General features: G+C 71.5%; 18 protein-coding genes. 14 read left to right on the forward strand and 4 right to left on the reverse strand.

What is annotated here, in order from left to right; translation table 11 throughout:
* The first annotated feature begins 172 nt into the window (after positions 1 to 172).
* The 6 genes from B082_RS0127445 (at position 173) to B082_RS0127470 (ending at position 5,819) form a co-directional block, all read left to right on the forward strand.
* Complete coding sequence (locus tag B082_RS0127445) at positions 173 to 757, forward strand: hypothetical protein (protein WP_018555005.1); 585 nt, start codon at positions 173 to 175, stop codon at positions 755 to 757.
* 36 nt (positions 758 to 793) lie between these two features.
* A complete protein-coding gene (locus B082_RS0127450) occupies positions 794 to 1,531 on the forward strand; it encodes a hypothetical protein (RefSeq protein WP_018555006.1) in 738 nt (245 codons plus the stop codon).
* A 195-nt stretch (positions 1,532 to 1,726) separates the two neighbouring features.
* Positions 1,727 to 1,927, forward strand: a complete 201-nt coding sequence (locus B082_RS0127455) for a hypothetical protein (RefSeq protein ID WP_018555007.1) — start codon at positions 1,727 to 1,729, stop codon at positions 1,925 to 1,927.
* Between the two features lie 1,085 nt (positions 1,928 to 3,012).
* Positions 3,013 to 3,438 carry a hypothetical protein gene (locus B082_RS36815; protein WP_018555008.1) on the forward strand — a complete coding sequence of 142 codons (426 nt, stop codon included), beginning with the start codon at positions 3,013 to 3,015 and terminating at the stop codon, positions 3,436 to 3,438.
* Between the two features lie 636 nt (positions 3,439 to 4,074).
* The gene (locus B082_RS0127465) at positions 4,075 to 5,472 is read left to right on the forward strand and encodes a replication-relaxation family protein (protein WP_018555009.1); all 1,398 of its coding nucleotides are present in this window, start codon (positions 4,075 to 4,077) and stop codon (positions 5,470 to 5,472) included.
* A gap of 44 nt (positions 5,473 to 5,516) precedes the next feature.
* Positions 5,517 to 5,819 carry a hypothetical protein gene (locus B082_RS0127470; RefSeq protein WP_018555010.1) on the forward strand — a complete coding sequence of 101 codons (303 nt, stop codon included), beginning with the start codon at positions 5,517 to 5,519 and terminating at the stop codon, positions 5,817 to 5,819.
* Positions 5,820 to 5,838: 19 nt separating this feature from the next.
* Here the strand turns inward: B082_RS0127470 and B082_RS0127475 are convergent, their stop codons facing one another.
* Both B082_RS0127475 and B082_RS0127480 read right to left on the reverse strand, forming a co-directional pair.
* Complete coding sequence (locus tag B082_RS0127475; RefSeq protein ID WP_018555011.1) at positions 5,839 to 6,063, reverse strand: hypothetical protein; 225 nt, start codon at positions 6,061 to 6,063, stop codon at positions 5,839 to 5,841.
* Between the two features lie 107 nt (positions 6,064 to 6,170).
* Positions 6,171 to 6,431, reverse strand: coding sequence for a hypothetical protein (locus tag B082_RS0127480; RefSeq protein ID WP_018555012.1), 261 nt, complete (start codon positions 6,429 to 6,431; stop codon positions 6,171 to 6,173).
* A 209-nt stretch (positions 6,432 to 6,640) separates the two neighbouring features.
* On the opposite strand from B082_RS0127480, the gene B082_RS39285 reads away from it, so the two are divergent.
* The 8 genes from B082_RS39285 to B082_RS0127520 all read left to right on the forward strand — a co-directional run bounded on the left by B082_RS39285 (position 6,641) and on the right by B082_RS0127520 (position 12,640).
* Positions 6,641 to 8,566: a helicase HerA domain-containing protein gene (locus B082_RS39285; protein WP_020573039.1), complete on the forward strand. Its 1,926-nt coding sequence runs from the start codon at positions 6,641 to 6,643 to the stop codon at positions 8,564 to 8,566.
* A gap of 135 nt (positions 8,567 to 8,701) precedes the next feature.
* Positions 8,702 to 9,514 carry a hypothetical protein gene (locus tag B082_RS0127490; protein WP_018555013.1) on the forward strand — a complete coding sequence of 271 codons (813 nt, stop codon included), beginning with the start codon at positions 8,702 to 8,704 and terminating at the stop codon, positions 9,512 to 9,514.
* 161 nt (positions 9,515 to 9,675) lie between these two features.
* The gene (locus B082_RS40085) at positions 9,676 to 10,203 is read left to right on the forward strand and encodes a hypothetical protein (RefSeq protein WP_234018247.1); all 528 of its coding nucleotides are present in this window, start codon (positions 9,676 to 9,678) and stop codon (positions 10,201 to 10,203) included.
* Positions 10,204 to 10,325: 122 nt separating this feature from the next.
* On the forward strand, positions 10,326 to 10,604 hold the full coding sequence (locus B082_RS38330) for a hypothetical protein (protein ID WP_078622669.1): 279 nt from the start codon (positions 10,326 to 10,328) through the stop codon (positions 10,602 to 10,604).
* Positions 10,561 to 11,115 carry a DUF6879 family protein gene (locus B082_RS0127505; RefSeq protein WP_018555016.1) on the forward strand — a complete coding sequence of 185 codons (555 nt, stop codon included), beginning with the start codon at positions 10,561 to 10,563 and terminating at the stop codon, positions 11,113 to 11,115. The genes B082_RS38330 and B082_RS0127505 overlap by 44 nt, the downstream gene beginning before the upstream one ends.
* Before the next feature lie 10 nt (positions 11,116 to 11,125).
* On the forward strand, positions 11,126 to 11,974 hold the full coding sequence (locus B082_RS0127510; RefSeq protein WP_026250267.1) for a helix-turn-helix domain-containing protein: 849 nt from the start codon (positions 11,126 to 11,128) through the stop codon (positions 11,972 to 11,974).
* A 94-nt stretch (positions 11,975 to 12,068) separates the two neighbouring features.
* Positions 12,069 to 12,257: a hypothetical protein gene (locus B082_RS0127515; protein ID WP_018555018.1), complete on the forward strand. Its 189-nt coding sequence runs from the start codon at positions 12,069 to 12,071 to the stop codon at positions 12,255 to 12,257.
* Entirely contained in the window at positions 12,254 to 12,640 is a 387-nt protein-coding gene (locus B082_RS0127520) for a DUF6415 family natural product biosynthesis protein (RefSeq protein WP_018555019.1), read from the forward strand. Before B082_RS0127515 ends, B082_RS0127520 begins: the two co-directional genes overlap by 4 nt.
* 189 nt (positions 12,641 to 12,829) lie before the next feature.
* On the opposite strand, the gene B082_RS0127525 is transcribed toward B082_RS0127520, so the two are convergent.
* A complete protein-coding gene (locus B082_RS0127525) occupies positions 12,830 to 13,228 on the reverse strand; it encodes a hypothetical protein (protein WP_106435547.1) in 399 nt (132 codons plus the stop codon).
* Positions 13,228 to 15,639: a DEAD/DEAH box helicase gene (locus B082_RS0127530; protein WP_026250268.1), complete on the reverse strand. Its 2,412-nt coding sequence runs from the start codon at positions 15,637 to 15,639 to the stop codon at positions 13,228 to 13,230. The genes B082_RS0127525 and B082_RS0127530 overlap by 1 nt, the downstream gene beginning before the upstream one ends.
* Between the last annotated feature and the right edge of the window lie 567 nt (positions 15,640 to 16,206).

Below are 16,206 nucleotides of genomic sequence, written 5' to 3' on the forward strand. Positions count from 1 at the left end.
CCGCCCGCCAGCAGCAGCACCACACGACGCAGCCCGAGCAAGGCAGGGGAGCGGGCCAGGGCCTCTGACGAGGACGCCAATTGGCCAGCGGCTGGCCGATTGGCGACTTCACCCGCGAGGCCTGGTGCCCCGGACTGAGAATCGGGGCGTTGGCACCGGCACGGGAGGAACCTTGACCGACCTGCACGAACGCTTGGAACCGCTGGAGAACTACCCCGACGAACTGCCCCCGCCTCGCCAGCACGGCGACGTGAACATGGTGAGCTTGCTCAGCATGGTCGACGGCCTCGCCGAAGACATGTCGAACCTTCTCGTCCGGGCCAGGTGCTCCGATCCCGCAATCGCGATCATGCCCCGGGAGATGGTCCAGAAGAACCTGGAGAAGTACACCGCAGAGGCTCTGGAGAAGGTCGTCTACCTCCAACGCCGCGCCCACGCTGCGCTGCTCGGTCGGTGCGTGCTCGGTGCGGGCTCCAAGGAGGACTGCTCTACCGAGGGCGCCAACCTCCAGCTCAACGTCTGGGACGACACCACGCGCCGGGACATCGTCGAAGACGGCACTACCGGCTGCGTCGCCCACACCATCGAAGCCGCCCGCCGGACCATGGCCGACTCCGCCAGCCGCAAGATCCTGCTCGCCTTCGTCAGCGACGCCGAAGGGCTCGCCGTCTGCCGCGCCCTTGGTCTCGGACCGGACGATGCCGAGCAGTTCTTGTACAGCGGCCTGGTCTTGCGCCCCGAGCACCGCGTCTCCTGACCTGCCGCCCGGCACCACCCGCATTGGAGCGCCACGTTGACCTATGAGCCCGTCGACCTGAACCTGACCGACCCGACGAACGGCTTCATGCACTTCGTCCTCTACACCGAGCCCAGCCGCAGCGTCGCCGGGGCGTCGCTGAACGCCGCGGTGGACATCGAGGCGCAGCAGACCGTGACCCCGCACTTCCAGGAGTGGCTGAGCAGACTGGTGCGGTGCGAGCCGAACGCGCTGCACTGCACGCTCGTGGAGCGGACGAAGATCCCGGCCCTGTTCCACCCGTGCGTCACCGAGGACGCCAGCAGCCCTTCAGCGATCAACGGCTCGGGCTGCGTGTGCCGCCGGACCTTCTACGACCCCGAGTTCGGGCTGCCCGTCGTGGGAGAGCACTTCAAGCACTCGGGCACCGGCGGCACGGACCAGTGGAGCTATAAGACGTACGCCCCGCTCGCCCTGCGCCCGGACGACGTCTTCAGCCGCTTCCACACCGGCCGCAGCCTGTTCTGGGCGCGGACGGGGAAGGGAGACCTGTCGATCCTCCCGCAGCGTGAGGGCCACGGCTACGGCATCGGCTACGGCGGCGGAGGACCGTACACCCTGGCCGCCTACCTCACCCAGCTCGCCGAAACCGACGGGCAGAACACGGCCATCGCCACGTCGTACTCGCCGGAGGACGCACACCCCGCGATCGTCAAGTGGACCCAGAGCAGCGCGGCCGTCCGCGGCACGAACGAACTGAGCCTGGGCGACCTCAAGGCGATGCTGGAGAGCTGACCGCCGTACATGCCGACGCCCACGGACCAGACGTCCGTGGGCGTCGGCATGTACGGCCTCCCGCAGGGCCCGCCCTGCGGGACGGCGGGAGAAGTCGCCGGAGCACCTGCGGGGACACGGGCGGGTTCGGCTGCCCCGGAGTCTGCGGGAGCTGGGAGGGTGCGGGGGAGCGATCCACCGAGCACGGAGGCCCCGATGGTCTACCCGATCCCGACGTACATCTCGCCCGAGCGGCTGGAGCGCCTGGCGGAGCTCGCCGACGCGGCCCGGCTGCGCGCGGCCCTGTACCCGGCCCCGAAGCCGCCACCGGTCCGGCGCCGCTCCCGGCAGTACCCCGGAGGCCGGCCGAACCAGTGGCAGGCCGCCGTGCGGCGCCGCCGACGCCACCGGAGGTGAGTGGACGCGGTGGCCCCTACATCCGGTGGAGGGATCGACGATGTCCCGGGTGGAGAGTGGAGCCCACCGTGCCGCGCACCGGGTGGGAGTGGACTCCACTCTGCGGTGAGCATCGGGGTGGGGGAGTGGAGCATCCCGACACCCGGCGCATCCACTCGATGAACCGGTGCACTTCATCGCGCGCACCGGTGCGCGCACCGACGATGGCGTCCACTCCCGGCCGCCGCACCGGTGCGCATCGTGGTGCGCCGCACCCGCCGGCCACCGCACCGTGGTGCGCGCACCGGCAGGCCCTGGTGCGCCCACCGCACCCTCGGTGCGCGCGCCCAGCGCACCGCCTGCCCGAACAGGTGCGCACCGCTTGGCCGCCCCACCAGAACGCGCCCACCGGGCCCGCCACCGCGCCCTCTTCATGTGACCTCCCGCACACTCGGCACCCGCATAGCGCCCATATCGGACTTCGAGAGGATCGCGGACAAGGGGGGCTGTGATAAGGGGGACTTCGCTCGATCCTGGCCCTCGTCGCAGCAGCCCGCGCGCCGCCCGGAACGCACCACGCGCGCCACGACGCGCACCTCCAGGCCGTGGTGCGCGCACCTGTCGGCCCGGCCTGCACGGCCGGTGCGCGCACCGACCGCACCACGGTGCGCACCGCCACTCCCGGTGGTGCGCACCACCGGTGCGGGAGTGCACGACATCGTGCGGAGTGGACCGCACCCGGTGGACTCCACCGCACCCGCCACTTCCCGTTGCCCCGGCGATGAACTGCATCCGATGAACCGCATCGCGGCGGGAGTGAACGGCATCGTCCAGGCGATGAGCCGCATCCGATGACCGCCACCGTGCACCGGATGGATGTCCACCGTGGCGGGATGCCCGCATCCTTCCTTGACCAGGTTCGCTACGTGCGACATCCCGCCCGAACAGGACAACGCCCGGGGGAGGAGAAATCTCCGTCCCCGGGCGGTGCGGGCGCAACTCATCGCGCCGTGCACGCCCCGGTCCGCTCCCGCGCGCCGCTGCTCGGTGTACCTGGTGCGCGTGGCGCGCGGCGGCCGCCGGAGGCCGGGTTCTACGATCCGCGCGTGGGACAGACCCCGGCACAGAAGGCCGCGAAGGCGGCACGCGGGCAGCAGCCGAAGAAGCGGCCCGGCAAGGCGCAGCGCGAGGCGATCAAGCGGGCGCAGGCGGCGAAGAAGGCGGGCGGTGGGAAGCCGGCCGCGAAGAAGGCGGCGGCCAAGAAGGCGGTGCCGCTGCCGCGCGGGTCGCTGCGGGCCGCGTACCCGGGCACCTGCCCGGCCTGCTTCAAGGACTACGCCAAGGGCGAGGTCATCACGAAGGTGACCGACGGCTGGGGACACCCCGGCTGCGCGCCCCGTCCGTTGTCGGCAGCCGAGCGGGAGTTCGCCCGGAACAAGGCCCGGATCGAGAGCGGCGAGACGTTCCGCGGCCAGAAGCCCTCGGACTGGCGGCGCGGAGCCTCACCGTCCAGCAGCCGGCCCGCCCGCTGACTTTCGGCCGGGCGGTGTGGCGTCAGCCACGCGCAAATCGGCTGCGCAAGCCCCAACGCGTCGAAAGCGGACGCCGGTCGGGTGGAGCGTCGGACGGCGGACAAGGGGTGTTCGAGCAGGGTGGCATCCGTCCTACGCGCGAGACGGATGCGCGTGGGACGGATGAACCGCTGCCCACCCCGGCCCGGCCGGGAGGAACGAGGACCTCGTGCCCGCACCCGCCCCTGTGCTGTCCCCGTCCGTCCCTTCCCGCAGCGGTGCTGACAGGGCACGATGGAGCCCTGCGCGCCGCGCGAGTGCCGCCCCGTGGGAGGCGTCCGCGCCTGGCCCGCAGTGGTGGACAAGCCCCGGTGAGCTCCTGCCGCCGCCGCTTGCGTTCCCACTGCCGAAGCCACTTCCGTGCCCGATGCCCGCCCGACCGGCATTTTCCCTTGTCAGAGTGGGTTTTCGGGCTCGCTCCGGATTGTCACAACCCTCTTCTCTCCCCTATGACCTGAGTTGGTTGTCGGTGGGGAGGGAGATCATCGGGTGCGGGGGGCCGATCCCCTCCACGGCCGGGGGCCGGCGCCCGGCCGGTGGCCGGACACGAACAGGTGGTGAGCCCGGTGGGGCGCGGGTGCGGGGAGGGCGGGTCTGATGGCGGGCAAGCGCAAGGCGAACGAGGCGGGGTCGTCGAACGGTCTGCGGGGCGACGTGCTGTCCGTGCTCGGGGTGCTCAAGGTCGCGACCGCCGATCAGATACAGCGCCTCGCCTCGCCGCACCTGAGCTACCGGCACACCCTCAAGGAGACGCCGGCGAAGCGGAAGGAAGCGCGCACCGCCTCCCACCGTGGCGCGGCGAACGATCTGCGTCGTCACGGCCTGGCCGTCGACGGCGGCCGCACCCGGGGCGGGGAAGAGGTGCGCATCCTCACCGCGGCCGGGCTGGCCGCCGCCGCGATCGACCTGGACCGTGAGCCGGAAGAGATGGGCGGCATGCCCAAGAGTGCGGGCCGCTCCGGTGCCTCCCACCCGATGACGGTGAACGAGACGGTCATCGCGTTGATCCGTCCGAAGCCCGACCTCGACCTGGTCGCCGGGGAGCCGGCCGAAGCGGTCGCCGCCGCGCAGGCCGCCGTCGACGCCCCGGCCGGGATCGGCACGCTCACCTCGTACGCCACCGAGGTCGCGCTCCCGGTGAAGGGCACCTGGAAGAACCCCGCGATCGGCAGCGCCCGCGCCGACGTCGTTGTGACCGCCCCGGGCGACGGGGTACCGCTGCTGTTCATCGAGGCCGACAACTGCACCGAGGAAGCCGTCCTCATCGCCGCGAAGTTCGACAAGTACGCCAGGTTCTTCCAGCGCAAGGAGAAGGACACCGACGGCGTAGAGAAGCCGATGTGGCGCACCCGCTGGTCCGCACCGGCCTGGCAGGGCTACGAGCGGGTGCACCCGCCGGTCCTGCTCGTCTTCAACCAGGTCGGCAAACGCTCCGCGAAGAAGCAGATGGCAGCGGTCGCCGATCTCACCCGCCACCACTGGAAGGGCCGCTGGGACCGCGAGGACGGCTACCACTCCTACGACGGGTGCATCCCGATCGTGGCGACCACGCTGGACCTGCTGATCGAGCACGGCCCGAGCGGCCCCGTCTTCTGGCGGTTCGGCCGCAAGGAGTTCCAGCCCCTGCTGGACGCGATCGGCAACCCGCGCCGGGACGCCGCCCTCGCCCGCCGCCGCCAGGCCGCCCACGAGGAGCAGCAGCGCCATGAGGAGCGGGAAGCCGCGGCGCGGGAAGCACGGCGGCCGGTGTGCGCGGACTGCGGCGCGAAGTTCACCGACGCCCGGTGGAAGGCGGTCGACGTACGGGGCTGGGACCAGTCGCGCGAGTCGCACCCGCAGCTGTGCGAGGACTGCCAGGACCGGGCCGTCGCAGCCCGCAAGCAGGCCGAAGCCGACGAACGCGAGCGCCAGGAGCAAGAGCGCCTGAGCGAGCAGGCGCAGGAAGAGGCCGCCCCGCAGAAGGCCGGCGGCTGGCGCTCCCGCTTCCGCGCCTGAACCGTCACGCCCGGGATGTCGGTGGTGGCTGGGAGGCTGGCCGGATGAACGAGGGTGACGAGCAGCTGCTGCGCGGCCGGGTGTACGGCTGCGACCACGACGACCCCAACCCGGGCCCGCTGCCGCACCAGATGTACGCCGCGCTGGTCGGCGGGCCGCTGGACGGACTGCTGCTCGACATCACGGGCTGGCGGCCGGAAGAGATCGAGGACGGCGTCGCCCTGATGACCGAGCTGGGACGGTGGCCCGGCGGCCGGGCGCTGTACGACCCGCTCCCCGGCGCGCCGCGCCCGGCAACCGGCCCGGGTGTGGTGTGCCGCTTCCACTACTCCGGCGACACACCCTGACGCCCGTCGACGGCGCTGCCTACGCCCTGCCCTCGGTCAGCTGGCCGGCGGTGTTCTCGATCCACAGCAGCGTCCACTCGACTCCGGCCCGCCACCCGGGCTCCGCGCTGTCGTAGCGGCCTTCGGCGTCGGCGCGGATGTTCGCGGCGAGGGCACGCAGATCCTTCTGCAGGGCCTGCCGCTTGGCCGTGTCCATGGCCTGGATCATCTCGTCGGTGATGTCACCGGGTCGCAGTGCGCTCATTGCCCCACCTTGGACGACGTCCCCCGCTGATGGCCATATCTCCAGGGCGCGGCGGAGGGTGTGGTCACGCCCCCACGGTAAGCACCGCCGCTGTCAGCTGACGGACCTCACCGCTCGGGCAGCTTGCGACGAAGACCGTCCATCGCCTTCTTCGCGTCCCCGAGCTGGTCGCCCAGCACCCGCATACGCCAGTCCAGGCGCTCCATCCGGGCGGCGGCCGCGAGCGACGCGAACGTCTGCGCCATCTGCGCCGCGCCCGCCTCGCCCGCCAACGCCTTCCTGACGTACCGCGAGGCCATCGCCTCGTACTGCTTGGCGCGCTCCACCGCGGAAGTGAACTCGGTTGCGTCGTCGTCGTGTTCGGTCATGCGGCCCCTCCCAGGTTGATCTCTCCTCACCGTTGTACCGACTGCGGTTCAGAGGCGGGGCGCCTGCGGATTTTCGGGCCGGAAAGTTGTCCACAGATCGCAGCTCAGGGCCCACTTTTCGCCGCGCTCTATCCACAGGCCAAAGCTCTTACGGTTCGTGTCCGCTTCCGGGTGTGAGGTGCCGGGACGCAGATCGAAAGGGCACGGCCATGGCACAGACGAAGTTCGACAAGCAGCTGGAGAAGGAAGCTGACTCCCTCGCGCGCGGAATCGGCCGGGCCTTGGCCGGCCGGGACCTGGACGGCGTGAAGCGCACCGACGCCACGTTCTGGCGCGCGGGCACCCGGGTCCTGCCGAAGGTGGAGGGCAAGGTCCGGCGCCGCTCCTACAAGCCCGGGTGGCGGCGCTTGTCCTTCCGCGTCGCGCTGGGGGCCGGGGTCGCGGAGAGCGGCTACCTGGCCACCCAGGACCTGGACGCCACCGTGCGAGGCGTCCAGGAGCTGTGGGAGAACCGGGAAGCGGCGCTCGCCGCGCTGGAGCCCGGCGGGATCGGCGCGGCCTCCGTCCTGACCGTGGGCAGCGCCGCGTACATGGTCCTCACCCGTGAGCGCCGGGAGCTGATGCGCGAGTGGGTCCAGCCGCTGCACGACGCAATCCACCGACCGCTCGGACTGGCGGAGCAGACCGACCCGCGCCGCTACCTCCACGTCCCGAAGAACTTCAGCGACGACGACGCGGAGATACGCATCGACCTGCCCCGGCATCTGGGCTTCTCCCGCGACGTCGTCGCCGACCTCATCACCCAGAAGCTCGCCCTGGAGGGCGTGACGTTCGACTGGCACCCCGAGGGCCGCAAGCCGTACGTGCGGGTGAAGAAGACCCGCAAGCCTCCGGCGAAGGCCCTCTTCAAGGACCCCAAGACCCGGGAGCTGGTCGCCAAGGCCAAGGAGTCCGCGCCGATCATCGGGTTCGGTGCCGGCGGGCAGATCGTCTCCGTCGACCTGGACGCGGAGTCCCCGCACATCCTGGTCAACGCCTCCACCGGCGGCGGCAAGTCGGTGACCCTGCGGTGCATCGCCTGCCAGATGCTTCACCACGGATCGCTCGTGATCGTCCTCGACACCAAGCGGATCTCCCACCCGTGGGCCCACGGCATCGACGGCGTCACCTACTGCCGCGACGTCGCCGACATCCACGACCAGCTCATCGCCCTCGGTGTGGAAGGCCGGCGCCGTACCCGCGTCGCCGACGAACTGGGCATCGACGCCGACCCCAAGGCCATCGGCCCACGGCTGCTGATCCTCCTCGAAGAGGTCAACGCCACGATGAAGATGCTGGCCCGCTACTGGGAGAAGATCCGCGAGTCCGGCGACCCGAAGGTCTCCCCGGCCATCGACGCGCTCAACGAGATCCTCTACATGGGCCGCCAGCTGCGGATGCACGTCCTCCTGGTCGCGCAGTCCGCCACGGCCCGTGCGCTGGGAGGCCCGGAGGTCCGCGAGCAGTTCTCCACCCGCATCCTCGCCAAGTACAGCGTCAACGCCTGGCGGATGCTCGCTCCCGAGGTCCACCCGGCACCGAAGTCCACCAAGCACCGCGGCCGCGCTCAGGTCGTCTCCGGCGGCACCGCGCGGGAGACGCAGGTGCTGTTCTTCACCGAGCTCGAAGCCCGCGAGTGGGCCACCACCGGCAAGACGGCCGCGGCCGTCGGCGGGTCCGTCCCGGTGCAGCTGCACAAGCCGCCTGCCAACTCCCTCGCCGACACCCCGCCCACCAGCACCGGCGAACTTCCGCCCGCCTCCGAGCCGCCCACGGACGGAGCCCGGACCGCCGACCTCGCTCTGGCCCCGGCCGCCGCGCCCGGCGAGCTCGCAGCCAACGCCACGGAGACGCCGCCGGGGCCCCCGGCCCCGGCCGTGGTCGACGACGACCAGGCGGTGGGGCTCCGCGAGGCCGCCGAACACCACCTGCCCGGCATCACCCTGGCCGCGCTGCGCTTCGCCCGCGCCAACGACCCGACCTTCCCCAGCTCGGCAGGCAAGCGCGGCGCCGAACTCCTCTACCGCGTCGGCGACCTCAAGAAGTGGGCCCGCAACCGGCCCCGCGCCGCCACCGGCACCACCGACCTCGACTGACCCCCGGCGGTGGCGGGTCGGAAATCCGACCCGCCCCCGCCGATCCGGACCTGTCCGCTTTCACCGACACGATCCCCCCAGCCCTGGAGAACACCCGGTTCACCAGGCACCACACAGAACAGGAACACCGCCGCCATGACGAAGACCGCACTCCCGACGATGCTCAGCTTCGCCGCCCCCGACCTGCGCGAGCAGATAGAGGCCATGCCCGAGGGAACCGCCCTCATCGGCATCAGCACCGACGGCCGCGCCATCGCCGTCGACCTGGATGCCGAATGCCCGCACGTCCTGGTCTGCACCGGCGCCGGCGGCGGCAGCACCACCGTGCTGCGCTCCCTGACCGCCCAGTTCCTCCACCAGGGCGCGCACGCCCTGCTCCTGGACGCCAAGCGGATCTCCCACCTGTGGGCCAGGGGCCTGCCGACGGTGACCCACCGCGGGAACGTCGCCGGCATCCACGACGCCCTGGTCGGCCTCGGAGAGGAGCTGACGCGCCGCCTCGACCTCACCGACACCGAGCTCGACGCCACGCCCCGCCTCATCGTCTCGGTGGACAGCGCCAACGGCACGCTGCACCGGCTCACCCGCTACTGGGAGACGTTCCGCAGCGACGGCGACCCGCGCACGTCCCCGGCCGTCGCCGCCCTCGAGGCCGCGCTGTGGACCGGACGCGCCGCCCGCGTCCACGTCATCCTCGACGGCACGCCCGCCACCCGCGTCCTCGGGGCGGTGCCGCACGAGATGTTCGGCACGGTGATCCTGGCCCGGGTCACGGCCAGCACCTGGCAGCGCCTCGCCCCGCTCACCGGCCCGGCGCCGAAGCCGAGCAAGGGCGGAGGCCGCGGCCACGTCGTCCAGCACGACGAGGTGCACGAGACGCAGGCGATCTGGATGACCGACGCCGACGTCGTCACCTGGCTCACCGACCCGGACGACCCCCAGCACTGACCGGGCGCCGGACACGCCACGGGCCCCGGGGGGGATCAGCCATGACATCCCCGGGGCCCGGAAGGGGTTCGCGCTGTCCAACGACCACACCGACCGGCGGTCACCCTGCCTGCCAACTCATCATGCCCAGTACGGCAGTTCCCGCCGATACCCTGCCGTTCATGGGTGGCCTTGATGACGAGATCCGAGCAGCACGAGCCCGAGCCGACTCCTGGGCGAACGCTGACCAGCGGCAAGTCGAGCGGGAACAGAGCGAGGCGGCTGAGGTCCAGCGGCTCCTGGCGGAGGCAGTGGAGCGCTTGAGACCGTACGGCTCCGAGGCCCTCGTACAGGTGAAGCCCGCGCTGTTCCGCGGCAGGTACTCCGCGAACGGCCAGCGGCTCCGGGAGGTCGCACGGCATCGCTGCTGGAAGCTCGCCAGCATCTCCGGCCGCCGGCGCGACGAAGACGGTGATCTGGAGGACGACTGGATGGAGTCGCCGGTCCTGCTGCTGGAGGACGGCACGGCAGGCCGCTTCTGGCTGGACAACGACGTCCGTCCCGAGCGCGAGGGAGAGTACGTGTCCTCCTACGCCCCGGACCCGATCACGAAGAAGACCTTCGTGGACACGTCGAACCGTGACCTGCCCGCGCAGGTCAAGCGGTACCTGGGCGAGGCCATCGTTCGGTACGAGCGCGCGGGGAACTGACGGTCGGCGGGGGCGCCGACGTCGGAGTTCCTCGCACTCTCCCGGAGGCGGCCTTGACGTCGGTGCCGGGCTGCGGGACGGTCTGCGCAACTACGCGCAACCGAGTCCCAGGGGAGTACGTGATGACGCTACGGTTCGTCGGGATCGACCCCAACACCGGCGGTGAGGGATCAGCGACGGTGTGGGTGGAAGAGGAGAGCGCGGACCTGGTCCTCCAGGGCGAGGAAGCCGATGCCCTCCTCCAGGCCCTGGTCGGCTCCACCGAGTGGGTCGCCGGCCACAAGACGGGGATCCCGCCGCACGAGCGGGTCATCCGGATCCCGTTCCACATGGTGCAGATCTTGAGGGAGGCGTGCGATGCCGCTGAACGCGCAGCAGCTGAACACCGCGACGTTCGCTGAGCTGCTCGCCGGCACCCACCGCACGGCGGTCCACCTGGAGATGCGCGACCTGTACGCCGTCGGCGACGAAGCCGAGGACTTCGAGACCTTCCTGCGCACCGGCGTCCCGAACCTCGACCCGGCCCGCTCCTTCTGGCCCCAGTGGATGCCGCTCGTCCAGGACGCGGCCGCCCGCGGCGTGGTGATGCGCCGGGCGCGGATCGTCTCCGAGCCGGTCACCGACTACATCCGCTACGAGCACGCCATCACCCCACTCAACCTCCAGGCCGGAGAGGACGTGCGCTGGCTGCCCCGCCGCCGCGCGAGCGACATCGCGCTGCCCGGCAACGACTTCTGGCTCCTGGACGGCGAGCTGGTGCAGTTCCACCACTTCACCGGCAGCGGCGACTGGGCGCCGGATGGCAAGGAGCGCACCACCGACCCGGCCGCCGTCGCGCTGTGCCGCGCCGCGTTCGAGACCGTGTGGGAGCGCGGCGTCCCGCACGAGAAGTACACCGTCCAGAACCACTGAGCAGAGCACCGTGAGCGCATCCCCATCGTCCAGCGCACAGGCCGCCCGCGAGGCCCTGGCCGTGCGGCTCAGCCACCTGCGCAAGGACGCCGGCCTTTCCGGGAAGGACCTCTCCGCCCGGTGCGGCTGGCACCCGGCGAAGACCACCCGCATCCAGAAGGCCGACGCCCCGCCCTCCGACGCGGACATCCGCGCCTGGTGTTCGGCGTGCGGCGCGGACGACCAGGCCGACGACCTCATCGCCACCGCCCGCGCGGTGGACTCCATGTACCTGGAGTGGCGCCGCCTGCACAAAGACGGGATGCGCAAGGTCCAGCAGAGCTGGAACGCCCTGCACGAGCAGACCCGCGTCTGCCGGGTCTACGTCTCCAACGTGTTCCCGGGCTTCTTCCAGACGCCCGGCTTCGCGACCGCCCTCATGGAGCAGATCACCCGCTTCCAGGGCACCCCCAACGACGTCACCGAGGCGGTCGCCGCCCGCATCGCCCGCTCCCGCTTCCTCTACGAGGGCGGCCACCGCTACGTCGTCCTCCTCGAGGAATCTGTCCTGCGCTACCGCACCGCCGACCCCGAGGCGATGCGCGGCCAGCTGCGCCACCTCCTGGCCGTGATGCCGCTCGCCTCCGTCTCGCTCGGGATCATCCCGTTCACCGCGCAGCGCACCGTGTGGCCGCTGGAGGCGTTCTACCTCCACGACGACACCACGGCCGTGGTGGAGACCCTGACGGCGGAGATCAAGGTGAAGCAGCCGCGCGAGCTCGCCGACTACGCCAGGGCGTTCGCCGGCCTCACGGAAATGGCCGTCTACGGCGACGCCGCCCGCGACCTCATCGCTGCCGCGATCGACGCCCTGGAGTGAAGTTCCGCAATTTCCCGCAATCTCGTTGAGGACGGAGCGGCGGCCTCCGTAGCGTCGAACGACACCGACGCACCCAGCAACGGAGGCGGTGCCCATGAGCGCACCCACACCTGACGGCCCCGCACCCGAAGGCCCCGGCCTCCAACCGCCCGACTACGGCCGGCCCTCCCCGGCGCTCATCGCCCGTGCCGACCGCGGCTACGCCCGCTTCCTCGCCGCCCGGGCCCCGGCCGCCGACCCCGGCGACCACGGCCAGGACGACGACGCGGTGGGCCTGCGGTGAGCGGGGCCTACGCCGTGCTCCACGACCCCCAGGGCCTGATGGACGCCGAACTGCCCCTGGACCGCGCCCCGCACGAGGCCCTCGTCACCGCCGTCCTCGCGTGGAACGACCCGGACCTCGCGCCCAGCGACTACGAGCAGATCGCCCTCCAGCTCACCGGCCACGCCCGCGCGGTCGCCGCCGACGTCCGGCGCCTGGCCGCCGCGCTGCCCAAGAGCGACGGCCGCGGCGCCCTCGCCGAAGTCGTCCTCCGCGAAGCCGAGGGCCGCCTGGCCGCCCCGCTCAAGGGCACCGCCCAGTGCGTCCAGCAACGCGCCCGCCTCGTACGGGCCCTCTACACCCGTCTGGACCGTCTCACCGAACCCGCGCCGGCCACGGCGTAGTTCGGCGGGGGAGCGCCCCGAAGATCCCAGGGCCTACACGCACACCAGTGCGATGCCGCAGCTCAGAACCCCCGGGCATCGCACCCCAGTGCGTGTAGGGCCTGGGAGCGGTGCCGCTGGCCCCGGACAGCGAAAGACCCCGAGTCGCCCTGCCGCCCGGGGTCCTGTCGCCGTTCTCACTGCCGCCGCTCACCAGTCGTCAGGTGCGCTGCCTACCCACGCGATCGGCCGGCCCTCGCTGGTGCGGCCCCAGTGCGGTTCCTCCATCGAGGTCTCGTGCCCGTCCGGCAGGACGCAGATCCGCCCCCAGCGGCCGTGCTTGCCCCCGCAGAGCCCGGCAAGCCCGTCCGCGTCACCTTCCGCCACGGCCTGGTCGTAGCGGTCCTGGAACGGCTGGAGACGGGCTTCCAGCTCCATCCCCAGCTCCGTCTCCGCCGCCTCCACCCGCTCCCGCGCCTCGCGCACGCCGGGGTCGGACAGCACAGCGGTGATGACGTCCTCCGCCTCCGTGAAGGCCCTGGTGCGCGCGTGCCGCCGCACGGCGTCCCGCCCCCGCTGCTCCCCGGCCGCCTGGTCGCTCGTGCTCATCACGCCGCCCCTTCCGTGGCCGCCCACTCCAGCCCGAGGCCGGCGAGCGCGGCGAGCTTGTGGACGGTCAGCTTGGCCCGGCGGCTCCTGCTGTTGCTGAGGAACACCCCGAGCTTGACCTCCGTCCCGTCCGGCAACGCCTCTACGTGGGCCCTGGGGACCGTCACAGAGCCCGTACGGGCCTTGTACTGCGCCAGGGCCGCAACGCCCCTCTCGAAGGCGCTCACGGGCGCCGTGGACGGCTCCGTCGGCGCGGCCAGCTCCACCGGGGCCGGAGCGGCGAGCGGGGTGACGCCGACGGCCTCCAGGCGCTCGCGCTGCCCGTCGGCCAGGGCCGCCCACACCTCGGGCTGCCGCTGCCGGGCCAGCCACTTGCCGACGTCCATGCCGTGCACGGTGAAGCCGGGCAGGACCTCCGCCGGGCCTTCCTCGTCACGCACGAGCTCGCGCAGCGCGGCGTAGTGCCGCTGCCACTCCGTGGGCCACGACGGGTTCCAGTCCTCGTCCACGGCCAGGAGCGCGGCCTCCCACTCCGGGTGACCCTCCAGCGCACCGGGACGGCGCAGGTTGGACAACCACTGCCCCACCGGCTTGTCCAGCGCGGCCGCCGACCTCGGAGCGCACAGCGTCCAGTGCTCCGCGAAGTACACCCGGGCCGCCGCCAGGTTCTCCTGGAACCGCGCATCGGCCGCCGACCAGGCCATGCCCAGCTTCTCCAGCCGCGCCGCCCGCCGGCCGCTCATCTGCCCCGCCCCGAACGCCCGTCGCTGCTCCGCAACCCACTGCCCGAGCGGGAACGCGCCCTCCTTGTGCTCGTACGGCACCCGGGCGTGGCCCTCGCGCTCCGCGTAGTCCTTGAGCTTCGCCCAGCCGCGCGCCCAGTCCTGCCGCTCCGTGTCGATCACGTTGAAGGACACCCAGTTCGCGACCATCGACGGATCACGCGGGGCCGCAAAACGGAGCAGCAGACGGGTTTCTTCCTCGTTATCGGCGGGCGCGGCACCGATGTATTCGGAGGGCTGCGCGATGTCTTTCTGAGGCTCCTGCGGAATCGCCAGCAATTCCACGGCCTCTTCGTCGTGAGCCCGCAGACCCTCAAGAACCTTCACCAACGGCTTGTACGAACCGGAGGTGAACATATCCTCCGGGCTTTCATCGGGCTGGAGAAATACCGGCACGATCAGAGAGGCCAGCTTTCCCTGTCCGGGCTTCTGGCGCAGTGCACGGCCGATCGCCTGGACGATGTCGTGCGGGGCGCCCTTGGGGTCCAGGAGCGCCACGGAGTCCACAGCCCGGATGTCCACGCCCTCCCCGAGGACGCGGCAGTTGGAGAGCACGGCCCGCCGGGCGGTGGAGCCGAACTTGCCCAGGACGTCGCGCCGGCGCTCGGGGACGTGCTCGCCGCACAGCCAGTCGGCCCAGATCTCGGAGGGGTACTTCTCGGGCTGGTCGGCGTGCAGCCGCTTGGCCACGCGCTGAAGGCCCTCCGCATACGCCGCGGCCTCTATGGTCCGGTGGTGGAAGGTGATGCACGTCGACAGGTTGTGCTGCTCCATCGTGTGCAGCAGCGCCGCCTGGAGCGCCCCGAGGCGCTGCCCGCGGACCTCCTCGGTGTGCCGCTCCTCGCCCATCAGCCGCTCGGGCGTGACGACCGGGTCCTGGAGCTCCAGGACGATGATCTGGTACCGCGCCAGCAACTTGCGGGACACCGCCGACGCCAGCGACAGCTTGTAGAGGACCGGCCCGAAGACCTTCTCGTCGTCCATCGAGGCCGCCATCTCGCGCGGCAGCGGATCGCGCACCCCCTCGGCGACCTCCCGGTTCAGCCGCTCCTCCCAGATCCGCGGTGTGGCCGTCAGGTACAGCCGGCGGTGCGCCGGGATCTTCGTCTGGTCGTGGATGTCCGCCCACGCCTTCCCCATCGACCCACTGGTCCGGTGCGCCTCATCGACCACCGCCAGGTCCACCGGCGCCAGCTTCTGCCCGTAGGCGCCCTCGAACGCCTCCACCAGCACGCCCAGCGAGGCGTACGTGGCGTAGATGGTCACCGGCCCGGCGCTGTGCCACAGGGCCAGCTGCACGGGGTTCGTGGTGGACCGCACGCCCAGGTGGAACAGCTCCGGGTCGTCCAGAGGCGAGCACACCATGACGGCCGGCCCCTTGTGCCCGGCGCTGCTCCACGCCTTCACGGTCTGCGCCAGGAGATCGAGGGTCGGCACCACCACGAGAATGCGCCCCTTGGGCACAATCCGCTTTGCGGAGGCCGCCGCAATGATGGTCTTTCCTGTCCCGCACGCGGCGTGCACCTGCCCGCGCAGACCATTCCAGGGAATGCCGCCCGGCGGGATATCGAGGCCGCGCACGATGGCGGCTACGGCCTCAATCTGGTGTTCACGCAGTTTCACGGCCATTCCCGTGTTCTCCTTTTCGCGGAATGCGACGCGTAATAGGAATGAGAGTCCGGCGCGGTGACTGGCGGGCCGGGGTGGTGGTGTCTGGTCCCAGACTCTACACACTCGACACTCGTGATGCATCACCCGCGCGGCAGGTTCGCTCTGTAGGCTGATACTTGGCTGAATCCCGCCCCACACGTACGGTTCATGGGGTATGCTGGCGGGTATTGGTGAACGTGAGCGGCCGGTTTCGAGAGTGGGGAGGGGTTCTGGTGGAGCGCAGCGGAGCCCGTCACTGCGGTGGGGCCGGCACTCGATCGGGCCGACGGTCCGTCACTCTCGTTGCGGGGGTGGTGGGTAGTAACCCCAAGCCCTACACAGGCCCGCGTGTGATGCACCTCCCCTCGTAGCCAGCCCGGGTGATCGCGCTTGCGCGGTCGCCTCCAATTCGCGCTTGCGCGAATTGCATTCCGTTCGGAATTCCGCTTGCGGAATCCATTCCCGCGCTTGCGCGGGAATCCGAATTGCGCTTGCGCAATTCGCGCTCTATGCCCCGGCTTGCCGGGGCATATCCCGCTCCGCGGG

Origin of the sequence: Streptomyces sp. ATexAB-D23 (genome assembly GCF_000373645.1) — a bacterium.
In the GTDB taxonomy this organism is placed as follows: domain Bacteria; phylum Actinomycetota; class Actinomycetes; order Streptomycetales; family Streptomycetaceae; genus Streptomyces; species Streptomyces castrisilvae.